8 protein-coding genes and 1 pseudogene are annotated in these 8,825 nt (G+C 47.2%); all 9 read left to right on the top strand.

Features of this window, described 5'->3' with window-relative positions:
* A partial coding sequence (locus J4G07_21310) for a sugar phosphate isomerase/epimerase (protein ID MCE2416525.1) occupies positions 1 to 752 on the top strand: 752 nt, incomplete at its 5' end.
* A 271-nt stretch (positions 753 to 1,023) separates the two neighbouring features.
* The gene (locus tag J4G07_21305; GenBank protein ID MCE2416524.1) at positions 1,024 to 1,782 is read left to right on the top strand and encodes a TIM barrel protein; all 759 of its coding nucleotides are present in this window, start codon (positions 1,024 to 1,026) and stop codon (positions 1,780 to 1,782) included.
* Between the two features lie 388 nt (positions 1,783 to 2,170).
* On the top strand, positions 2,171 to 2,776 hold the full coding sequence (locus J4G07_21300; protein ID MCE2416523.1) for a hypothetical protein: 606 nt from the start codon (positions 2,171 to 2,173) through the stop codon (positions 2,774 to 2,776).
* 89 nt (positions 2,777 to 2,865) lie between these two features.
* Positions 2,866 to 3,180 carry a hypothetical protein gene (locus J4G07_21295; protein ID MCE2416522.1) on the top strand — a complete coding sequence of 105 codons (315 nt, stop codon included), beginning with the start codon at positions 2,866 to 2,868 and terminating at the stop codon, positions 3,178 to 3,180.
* A gap of 380 nt (positions 3,181 to 3,560) precedes the next feature.
* Entirely contained in the window at positions 3,561 to 5,837 is a 2,277-nt protein-coding gene (locus J4G07_21290) for a sigma-70 family RNA polymerase sigma factor (GenBank protein ID MCE2416521.1), read from the top strand.
* Positions 5,838 to 6,233 carry a hypothetical protein gene (locus tag J4G07_21285; GenBank protein MCE2416520.1) on the top strand — a complete coding sequence of 132 codons (396 nt, stop codon included), beginning with the start codon at positions 5,838 to 5,840 and terminating at the stop codon, positions 6,231 to 6,233. It abuts the gene before it with no gap.
* Positions 6,234 to 6,245: 12 nt separating this feature from the next.
* Positions 6,246 to 6,323 (top strand): annotated as a pseudogene (locus tag J4G07_21280) (hypothetical protein).
* Complete coding sequence (locus J4G07_21275; GenBank protein ID MCE2416519.1) at positions 6,320 to 6,946, top strand: hypothetical protein; 627 nt, start codon at positions 6,320 to 6,322, stop codon at positions 6,944 to 6,946. The pseudogene J4G07_21280 and the gene J4G07_21275 overlap by 4 nt, the downstream one beginning before the upstream one ends.
* 119 nt (positions 6,947 to 7,065) lie before the next feature.
* Positions 7,066 to 8,825: leucine-rich repeat domain-containing protein (locus J4G07_21270; protein MCE2416518.1), on the top strand; the 1,760-nt coding region annotated here is incomplete at its 3' end.

Genomic DNA, 8,825 nt, shown 5'->3' with positions numbered 1-8,825 from the left:
AACTGTTTTCCGTCCGAAATGAGTTGGCAGAAGATGTCCGCGGCACGATAAAAGCGGTCGCCGAGATGGGATATGAAGGCGTTGAATTCGCGGGTCCACCGCAACATTCCGCAGAAGAGTTGAAAGGCTTACTCAACGAGTTCGGCTTAGTCTGCTGCGGTTGGCATACACCCTTCAACCTCGTCCAAGAAGATACCCTCGATGAAACAATCGAATTCAACAAGGTTTTGGAAAACCCTTATGTCATCGTTCCGGGGATTCCAGGCGAATTGCGTCAATCGCGGGCGGACTGGTTGAAGTTAGCAGATACTTTCAATGGAATCGCTGATAAACTCGCCGCACACGGTATGGTGACAGGCTACCATAACCACCATGTCGAGTTTACGCCATTGGATGGCGAACTACCGTGGGACACCTTCTTCGGTAACACGAATGAAGGCGTCGTGATGCAACTGGATATGGGCAATGCGTTATCTGGTGGTGCTGATCTCGCCGGCATTCTGGAGAGGTACCCGGGGCGCGCTGGCACCGTCCATCTCAAACCCTACACTGAATCATTGGGCGAGGTAGACAGGCACGCCGGTTTCCGTCCTGTTATCGGCGAAGACAGTGTGCCGTGGGATGAGATCTTTCGGGTCTGCGAAACCACCGGTGGCACGAAATGGTATATCGTTGAATATGAAAGCGATGCCTTCCCACCACTTGAGGCTGTCGAACGCTGCCTGAAGGCACTCAAGGCGATGGGTAAATAGCGGGGAGCCATCAGCAGTCAGCGATCAGTGGAAATTGTCTGAATCGCGGATTACACGGATTTCGAGGTTTCTGTACATTGAGTATTTCATTGTCTGAATCAGGATTTTCAGGATTCAAGGATTTTCAGGATTATTAACTTTGGTCGCCGCTCCATTTCGTTACGCGGTGGTTTTTGATGAAACTCACGTCCGACTCTAAAAGGAACGTGTGCTCCACCAAGAACCTGCACGTAATGTAATGGAGTGCAGTCCAGGAGCCATAAATTAAAAAATGAGAACCTATTGTGCAAGTACCCTTCCATTCTCTTCTTTTAGCTTAAGTGAGTTCGCAGGCGAGTTTCCCAAAGTTGGTGTATCTGCTATTGAACTCTCCCAAGCCCATTTTTCGGCTGTGGACACCGAAACGATCGCCGCTCTCCGAGAGGAGACCGGACTCAATTTCAAATCTATGTTGAGTACGGCGCGGGTTGACGCGCCAGACGGACTTGAGGCGTTAATCGAAATTCTCGATACTGCCCAAAGGCTTTCCATTCCATTAGTTAGCATCGCGAGTGGCGGGAATGAAGACGCCACTGCTAGCGAGATTGAAACGATCATTGATCATCTCAAAACGGTCACCGAAGAAGCAGCAGCTCGTAATCTCACCCTTATGCTCTACGCGCACGAAGGGAGTCTGGCTTACAACTTGGAACGCACGCAACACATCCTCACTGCGATCTCCAACGAAAACTTCGGTTTTTACTACAGCCCGTACCATTTTCATCGCGGTGGAGACGATCCAGTTGTCGCCTTGCAAACCTTATCAGAGCGATTGTTGAGTGTCTATTTCAACTGTGGAGTGGATTCCAAGACAGGAAGCGAGCCGTTTTGGGCACCAGAAATGGATTTTTCGGCTATCTGTAAGGAGATAGACCGTGTCGGCTACGCTGAGGAGATTATGCTTATCTACTTGGGATTGAAGGCGGAAACGCCACAACCGATTATTGAAGGTGTCTCAAACGCACGCGCGAAGTTAGAAGCCTATTTTTAATTCAGAACGCCTCAAAAAGCTCAATATTCCTAATAGCACCTTCACGCGTAGCATTGATTTCAGAGAAAACCGACTGACGCTCTATCTTAAGGATTTCAGTCCTGTATTTCTTCCCGACCCCGACCCCATTTCTCAACATTTAAGTGTAAGCACACAGCAACGTTACAGAATTGTGTGCTTACACTCTCACACTTTACATAATCGGTGGTTTATCATGTGCATGGAGCCCGATCCCCCCAGGATAATTGGTAAAAAATAGGAATTTTTCATTTTTTTTCAGATTATGCACGTTTTATGCACCAAAATTACGTCTTTAGATAATCAATCAAAGGGGAACATAATCGTTTCGTTTAATGTCTGACGACCTAACATTTGGAGGAGAAAAAAGATGGAAAAAACCTTTAACCCGGAAATTTTCAAAAAAACGTTTGACGCGTATGTCCTGAAGTGGCATATATTGGTAGCAATCCTATGGATTCTGGCTTTTTTGCCTGCCTTGGCGTACGGCATAGCGAAATATTTGGAACTCCTCAAAATCGACATTACGCCATTTCTACGCGTTTGGGACTCGTGGGGACCTCTCTTGGGTAACATAACTTTTGGAGCAATCACATCCGGTATTGTTTCTATCGGAGCGGTATCTTTCGGACTTGTTTCGATTGGTGCTGTTTCTTTTGGTGTCATTGCCATTGGCAGCGTATCTTGTGGGATCATCGCGATTGGTGTAACATCTGTGGGGGTGTTTGCTTTTGGAAATTACGCTGCTGTTGGACTTATCGCCATTTCTACAGGTTCAACTGGGATATCTCCCCGGGTCGGTGGCAAGGCTTCTGGGATTATAGCAATTGGTCGGCAGACAAGCGGACTATACGCGCTTTCCTATGAAAGAGAAGGCAATGGTGTTTATATGTTTTCACCTGAACGCCAAGATACAGAGGCTGTTGCCCTGTTCACCCACTACCTCCGAAAGTTTAAGTCTGTGATATTGACCTGATCACCCCGAAACAGGCATGCTTACATGTCAGTACTTCACTCAAGCCGGACACAGATATAGAAAAGGTTAAGCAGCAGGTACGGCAGTTGATGACCCCGTTAAAACAACCGGAGAACAACACGCAGGTTCCAATGATTGCCGAATCCCTTTCCAAGGAGCTCAGTGCACCGCCGGACATGGAGACGCTCATGCAATATAAACCTGAGAACGTGCCAGAGTCCCTGATGCTCCTCCAGTTCGCTGTGAGTTGGGGAACAATGGAATATCAGTATGGCCATAATTTATCGAAACTTGCAAGTGCATTCGCCGATGTCTCCACGGCTGATGTCGCCAGCGTCGTCAACCGATACTTAACTGAAGATCGTCGAATGACATTAGTTCTCACCCCCCGAGCGTCGGAATGATATGAAGTGTTGGGAGAAATCCAGCCGTTAGCGTAATTTAACACATCACTATTTTTCCAAGGCATCCCTGTAACCACTCCTATTTCTCGAAAAATTCTTTCAAAAGTGCCCAAATGTCTTTCAGGAACACCCACCGTGAGTTTTCCCTCCGCAATCGGGGTTTATCCTGCATTCAGAACCCGATATCCGCAGAATGACTTCTAAAAAACCTTGATTTCTTTTATTTTTTTAAAATTATGCGAATTTCCTACCCAAAATTTCGTCTTTAATAATAGAGGGTATGAACCGTATCGTCCTGCGTAATTTAACAGAATTCGGCATCTGATTAAGCCTTTTGGCGGATACGGACACACCCGAACTGTTCATTAGGAGGACACTTCGTGGAGAAAGACAGCGATGTTCAACTCATTCAAAGAATATTATCAGACGATGAAGTAGCGTTTAATGTCTTGGTTCAAAAGCACCAGAAAAGTGTTCACGCCCTCGCGTGGCGGAAGATCGGCGATTTCCACGATGCCGAGGAGATTACACAAGATACATTCCTTCAGGTATACAAAAGACTCCCGACACTCAAGGACCCCTATAAATTTTCTGGGTGGCTGTATGTCATCGCGAATCGGCTTTGTATTGATCGGATGCGGCAGAAAAATCTTACGATACAATCGTTGGAGGACACTCCTATGGAAGAAGTCGAGAAATCCTCTTATACCCATCACGTATCGGAACAACGGCAGACAGAAATCACTGAGCGTCGCCGTGCTATCGTCAAAACACTTCTCGAAAAACTCCCTGAGAGTGAACGGACAGTCATGACGCTTTTCTATCTTGGCGAAATGACGGTGAAAGAAATTAGTAAGTTCTTGGGCGTTTCTGCAAGCGCGATTCATAATCGGATGTATCGGGCACGGAAGCGGTTACAAGAGGAAAAAGAACTCCTTGTTCAAGAAGTGCTCAGCACCGTGCAGATACCGGCGAGTATAAGCCAAAACATTATGCAGCGGGTCGCCGATGTGAAGCCAACACCGCAAACAACGCCAAAACCCGTTATTCTATGGATCGCTTTCGGTACCGCTTTCCTTCTGCTCGCATTACTCCTTGGCACGAGCAATCAATACCTCGCCCGTTTTCAGAAACCGTATAGTTTCGAGGCACAATCCGAACCGACCATTGCAATCATTGAAGCCCCTGTTGTTCTTGAGATCGACGCGAAACCGGCACTGCGAAATCAAGCGGGCAGGGCTACGGCGTTAAATAAAAGAACTGGGACTGGCTTACAGGGATCTGAGTCTGTCTCAACCACGGGATTACCGGCGCATCCAGAAAAAGCCGAGGAATGGATGCCAGATGGCAATTTACGTCGGGCTATCAAATCTGAACTCAAACTTGGCAATATTCGGTTGGAGATAGCACATCTTCAGAATCTTGAACAACTAATCAGTATTTATGGCGGCATAGAAAGTATTGTGGGCTTAGAACACGCTATCAATCTTAAGTTTCTACATCTCGCGCCCAACGAAATCTCGGATCTCACACCACTGGCAAACCTACATAACCTTCGGACATTGAAAGTCTATGAAAACAGGTTCGTAGACGTTTCACCACTTGCGGGGTTAGTCAGTTTAGAAACTTTGCATCTATCAAATAACGAGATCGTTGACATCTCTGCCCTTGCTGGGCTTTTGAACCTAAAGGATTTACAGCTCGACCACAATCGCATCGAATATTTTTCATCGCTCGCCGGATTAACAAAACTTCGGGGACTTAGGATTAACAACAACTGGGCGGTCGATATTTCATCTGTCCCGACATCCAACTTGACGGAATTTCTCTATGACCCTACCTGTAATATCCCAGGGATTCCGACCCGTAATCGGATCACCGATCGCGAGTATCCATCCGTTTTGGCCGCTTGGCACAACATCATCAATCGACCAACGCTCTTATGGGATGAAAGATTAGTCTATCACGACCTATATTTCCATTCCCTTATGTTTGGACTTCATTGGCGTTGGAGCCCTACAGGAATGACAATCTCTGGGGATTTCCAGGCAGCAAAGCAACAGCGGGATAAGATGCTCAAAGAGAATCCAAATATGATTTTTCTCGTCGGGATTTATTACTATGGTGTGGACCCAAGTGTATATCCTTATCCTGATGATTGGGAGTACTGGTTGCGAGATGAATCAGGAAATAGAATACAAGATGAAGGATGGCATGAATTGCTTATTGATTATACACACCCGAGCGTACAAGACTTCTTTGTGAAGCAGGTTGTTGAAGTCGCTAAATGTGGTATCTATGATGGCATCTTTTTAGATTGGTGGCAAGATGACCAGGCGTTATCACCCTTTTATCAAAGCGACAGGATTGATGCGAAAGTTTCAATACTACAGAAAATCCGTGAAGTGGTTAGAGATGATTTTCTCATTATTGTCAACGGTCTTCACTCTAAAATTCCACACTCAGCTCCCTATGTCAATGGCACATTCATGGAAACGGGATACCATCATCCAGAAGGTTACACCCATCGCGAACTTCAAGAAATTGAAAGCACTTTGCTATGGTCAGAAGAAAACCTTCGATCTCCACAGATTAATTCTTTAGAAGGTTGGGGACTTGCTGAGGAACCTTTAGATTCGCAGCGTAACCGGCAATGAATGCGGGTCTTTACGACTTTGAGTTTAACGCATTCAGACGGTTATGTTTCATACGTAACGGGTATTTCATCACTAATCCACACACATCAGTATCCGATTTGGGAAGGACATCCAGACGAACACGCACGAGGTGAATCTCATGATCATACGCATCAGCACTACTGGTATGATTTCTGGGATGCCGATCTCGATCAGCCAGTAAGTGAAAAAGGACAACTCTATGGAGGACGCGACGGGTTATTCATCCGAGAGTTTACCAACGGCTGGGCAGTCTATAACCGCAGTGGGAAAGCACAGACGATTCAACTAATAGAATCTGCGACGGGTGTCGCCAGTGATATCACTGGCATATCACACACTGTCCCGGATTTAGACGGTGAGATTTTCCTGAAGTAGGTTTCATCACCAACCGATGTCAACGGCGATGGTGCAGTCAACGTCCTTGATCTCGTCGCCATCGTAAATGCTAAGGAGGAAAATACATGAAAAACTGGAAGATTTTTATTACATTCGTTTCGCTGTTGACCGTCATTTTGGGCAACTCTCACAGTGTTGATGCCCAGCAGAATCTTGCACAACAGGCGTATGCGATCTTTGAACGAAACTGCCTCAACTGCCATGGGGAACACGGTGCCTACACTGAGCAGCTCATCATTGAGCACACATCACTCATCGAAACAGGGGTGGTTGTCCCGGGAAAACCTGCTATAGAATCCGAACTCTATAGACGACTCTTTGAAGAAGATTTGGCAAAACGGATGCCGCAGGGTCAACCCCGACTTCCCACCGCCGCCATTATAACCATCGGTAATTGGATTCAAGCAGGCGCACCGAGTTGGGAAAGCACCTCTGAAGCAGATGGACCCTTCATTACGCCTAAAGAAATGCTGGATACAATTGAGGAGCATATCAACTCGCTGTCCCCCTTTGATCGCGCCTTCACACGCTATTTCACGATGACGCATCTCTATAACGCTGGCGAAAGTGCGGAAGCACGCCACGCCTATCAACGGGCACTCTCTAAACTCGTGAACAGTCTCTCCTGGGGACGCGAAGTCATCAAGAGACGATTTTCTATATTGATCTCCGCGATTATGAATGGGAAATAGGAACCAACAGGTGGACACAGATTGAACAGGTATATCCCTACAAAATTGAGTTTGAGGCACCAACACAGACAAGTCTGCGTGAAAAACTGACGATTTTGCGGGAGGAGTTAGCGTGCGAGGTGCCGTTCATTCATGTGGATTGGTTTCTGGCGACTGCCTCTTTACCACCCCTCTACCACGACATTTTGGGACTCCCCGAGACGGACCGTGAACTGGAAACTCGATTGGAAGTAAATGTGGTTGAAAATACTCGGAACGCCGCGGGCAGACGCGTCTGGCGTGCGGGGTTCAGCGATTCGGGTGTCTCAAGCAACAACCGCGTTGTTGAGCGACACACTTCACGGTATGGCGCGTATTGGAAAAGCTACGACTTTGCTGGGAGTGTCGGGACACAGAATATCTTTACGCATCCGTTATCATTCACGCACGACGGTGGTGAGATTATCTTCAACCTTCCGAATGGCTTACAGGCGTACTATCTGGTAGATGCGGGAGGCAATCGTCTGGATGCGGCACCGATAAGCATCGTATCCAATCCCGCAGCGAGCGATCCGACTGTCCGCAACGGACTCTCCTGTATTGGATGTCATACCGAGGGGATGAAGGAATTTGAAGATCAGGTGCGGGCAGTCGTCAAGCAGAACCCAAATCCACCGTTTGACAAAGCGCGTGCCTTGCGACTCTATACGGAGCGATCTGTGATGGCTGCGCATGTAGAGAAAGATACGGCGCGTTACCGTCAAGCACTTGAAGCGTCAGGCGATGTATTTGGGGGCATTGAGCCGGTTCAGCGGTTCTACGAGGCGTTTCAAAGACCGCTTGATGCAGCACATGCTGCCGCGGCAGTTGATTTGGAAATCGAGACGTTCCTCCGAAAGATTCGTGAGAATGCGAGTCTAAAAAACTTGGGATTAGGTGTGCTAACAAGTGCGAGCGGCAGCGTGAAAAGGGATACATGGACATCGAATTTCAGTGAAATCGTTGCCACGCTGAGTTCACCTGACAGCAGTGGTGTTCAGCCAGTTGCTCCTCGGGAGGAACTCATTCCTGGCGAGTCTGTTCACTTCCCCGACCCGAACTTGCGTGCGGCGATTGCAGAGGCTCTTGGCAAAGCACCGAGGTCTACTATTACAGTGGCGGAGATGGCAACATTAGAACGCCTTGATGCGAGCGGAATGGAGATTAGGGATTTGAGGGGACTTGAGTTCGCAACAAATCTGGAAACTTTGGAAATTAAGGCTAATTTGATATCCGACCTTTCTCCGATTGCGGGGTTAACCCAACTGGGCCGACTGGGATTGGCAGGGAATATGATCTCGGACATTTCACCACTTAGGGAACTAAAAAGTTTAGGATCACTCGCAATATATAATAATGAGATTTCGGACATCTCACCACTATCAGGATTAACAAACTTACATTGGTTATCTATGTATAAGAACCCAATTTCAGATCTCTCACCCGTTGCGAATTTAAAAAGCCTCACTGGGATAAGGGTGAGGGTTGAAGCACCCGGTAATCTATCGCCCCTCGCAGGATTAATCAACTTGGATGCTGTTTTCTACTGGGGTTTGGGTGAACCTGTTCCTGACTTATCGCCGCTAACAAAGTTACCAAAACTCGCAAAGATAGATATTGAAGGCGGTGGTAAAGTGGATGTATCTCCCCTATCAGGATTGACAGCTATAAAAGAACTATGGCTACCCAACTGCGGAATCTCTAATCTTTCATTTTTAGAGAAGCTCACCACCTTGGAACGGGTAAACCTTGGGCATAACAACATCTCAGACATATCGGCATTATCAGCATTACCCAATCTGAAGTGGTTGGATCTTAGGGAAAACCAGATATCCGATTTTTCACCTTTGGATGGGGTCCG

This window comes from Candidatus Poribacteria bacterium, from assembly GCA_021295715.1.
Taxonomy (GTDB): Bacteria; Poribacteria; WGA-4E; order WGA-4E; family WGA-3G; genus WGA-3G.
This window is presented reverse-complemented; position numbering and strand designations above follow the sequence as displayed.

Bases quoted from the DNA above. Each gene is read 5' to 3' on its own strand.
- J4G07_21285 (MCE2416520.1), top strand. From the start codon at position 5,838: ATGCGGGTCTTTACGACTTTGAGTTTAACGCATTCAGACGGTTATGTT.
- J4G07_21275 (MCE2416519.1), top strand. From the start codon at position 6,320: ATGAAAAACTGGAAGATTTTTATTACATTCGTTTCGCTGTTGACCGTC.
- J4G07_21305 (MCE2416524.1), top strand. From the start codon at position 1,024: ATGAGAACCTATTGTGCAAGTACCCTTCCATTCTCTTCTTTTAGCTTA.
- J4G07_21300 (MCE2416523.1), top strand. From the start codon at position 2,171: ATGGAAAAAACCTTTAACCCGGAAATTTTCAAAAAAACGTTTGACGCG.
- J4G07_21295 (MCE2416522.1), top strand. From the start codon at position 2,866: ATGACCCCGTTAAAACAACCGGAGAACAACACGCAGGTTCCAATGATT.